Genomic DNA, 2,249 nt, shown 5'->3' with positions numbered 1-2,249 from the left:
GCTCTATTCCGAGCGGGCGCAACTGCAGAACGGTTCGGATTCCGTGGCCCTGATGCTGGCCCAGAAGTGTGCCAAGAATGTAAACGATTCGAACTGTTCTTCCACTTCTGCGTTGGCCGCTGATCTCGCAAATAAGAACGCCGTGGACGGACAAAGCAACGTGAAGTCCATTGGCCTGGACAAGGCGAACCGCAAGGCCACGGTAACCACAGGCGCCAAAGAAACGGGCGGCGCGTCCAATTCAGTGTCGAACTTTTTCGCGCGCGCACTTGGTTTTCCCAGTTCTGAAGTCACGGCCATCTCGAATGTCCAGTGGGGGACGCCGTCCAAGGGCACTGTGATTGTGCCGTTGACAATCGCTGAGTGCAAATTTTCCTCGGACCCCACTGTCGTCCAAGTCCTCTATATAGACGCCGGCGGATGCGGCGGGATCCCTGGTGGTTTTGGTTGGATCACCGATCCTGATGCAACCGACAGCAAATGCAGCGTTAAGATGAGCGCCGGCGCATCGAGTGATTCAGGGATCTGGTTTAGCAGCGACACCGGTGCCAGTGCCCCGACCGTCTGCTCATCCGCGGACATTAGCGCCCTCCAAGATCAAACGATCCTGCTTCCGCTCTACGCTGTCGCCACCGGAACAGGCTCCGGCGGCAAGTATTACGTCAAAGGGTTTGCGGCCTTTCACGTCACCGGGTACCACTTCTCCAATGAAGAATGGCCAAAGTCCGACAAGCTTGCCAACAAGACGCTCCGGGGCTCTTTCGTCAAGTTTGTTTCCCTATCTCAAGCCCTCGAACTCGGCAGTACCCCCGACTACGGTACTTCCGTGGTCCGTCTCACCATTGGAGCCCCTTAACTGTGAAGTCACGACTTCTGGCCGGAATAGCAGCGGTCGTCCTCGCCCTCATCGGCGCCATGCTGGTTGTTTCCTACGCCCAAGGCGCGGACCAGCGTGCTGTCAAGGACCTTGAGCCTGTGAGTGTCTTGGTAGTGAAGGCGGCGATTCCCGCGGGCACGCCGGTGGAGGCCATGAGCGCCTCAATAGCAACCGAACAGCTTCCTGCCGCGGCCGTAACCGCGTCCTCCCTCAAGTCCCTGGATGAGTCCAAAGGGAAGGTTGCCGCCGTCGACCTCATTCCCGGCGAGCAGCTTGTGACAGCACGCTTGGTCGAACCGGAAAACCTCAAGATCCAAGGGTCGGTAGAAATCCCGGCAGGTCTGCAGGAAGTCTCTTTCCAGCTGGAACCGCAGCGCGTGGTCGGCGGACGTATCGCTCCAGGTGACCACGTCGGAATCTTCATTAACCTGAAGGATGGCGGCATCGAGGCCACACCTGATAAGCAGACGACTCAGCTGTCCATACACAAAGTCCTGGTCACCGCCGTCCAGCGGGCTCCCGTTGCCACTCCGTCCCCCCAACCGTCGGCGGACGGCTCGGCTCCAGCGGAAGACACGTCGCTTCCCTCCGGTTTACTCCTCGTGACCGTTGCCGTTAATGATGTCGATGCAACGAAGGTCGTCTATGCCTCGGAGTATAAGGACTCTGCCAGCATCTGGCTGAGCAAGGAACCGCTCAATGCCACAGTGAGCGGCAAACCAGGGATCATGACGAAACCCGAGGTCTACAAGTGAGCCGCTTCGTCCTGATCACGCCTAACGCTGACTTTGACAACCGGTTGCGGCAGGCGGTTGCCGGCGGGCTGCAAGGCGGCGTGCAGACATTCCTGACCCACGTTTTGCCCGCCGGTCCCTACGACCTTTTCGCCCAGCTGAACCAGGAGCAGCCGGAGGTTCTTGTGCTGGGGCCTGACGTGCCGATCGACGAGGCCCTGCGCCTCGCCACTGTGCTTGACGTCCAGGTCCCTGACCTGACGGTTCTCCTGGTCAGCGAGCCGGATCCCGCTTTCATCCTGCAGGCCATGCGGGCCGGAGTCCGGGATATCCTCAGCCCCTCGGCCGATCCGGCACAGATGCGGGTGCTTTTGGAGCGGGCGTGCCAGTCCTTCGCCAGCCGCCACCGGACGGATCAGCCTCAGCAGGCGGAAGGCGGCAAGGGCACTGTGATCGGTGTTTTCTCTCCCAAAGGCGGCGTCGGAAAGACCACCATTGCCACCAACATCGCCGTGGGCCTGGGGAAGATCGCGCCCATGAGCGTGGTGATCGTGGATCTGGACCTGCAGTTCGGCTATGTCGCCTCTGGGCTGTACCTCGATCCGGAGCATACGGTAACGGATGCCGTCTCTCCTGCC

3 protein-coding genes are annotated in these 2,249 nt (G+C 60.4%); all 3 read left to right on the top strand.

Going from position 1 to position 2,249, the window contains the following annotated elements; all coding sequences use genetic code 11:
* Positions 1–856 (top strand): pilus assembly protein TadG (locus LQV45_RS26735; protein WP_230009765.1); only part of this gene is annotated, 856 nt, incomplete at its 5' end.
* A 2-nt stretch (positions 857–858) separates the two neighbouring features.
* Positions 859–1,632, top strand: coding sequence for a Flp pilus assembly protein CpaB (locus LQV45_RS26730; protein ID WP_230009764.1), 774 nt, complete (start codon positions 859–861; stop codon positions 1,630–1,632).
* Positions 1,629–2,249: P-loop NTPase (locus tag LQV45_RS26725; RefSeq protein ID WP_230009763.1), on the top strand; the 621-nt coding region annotated here is incomplete at its 3' end. The genes LQV45_RS26730 and LQV45_RS26725, both read left to right, overlap by 4 nt.

It is taken from the genome of Microbacterium sp. Bi128, assembly GCF_918698205.1.
The sequence above is the reverse complement of the archived record's forward strand: the minus strand, read 5'-3'. Positions and strand labels throughout refer to the sequence as shown.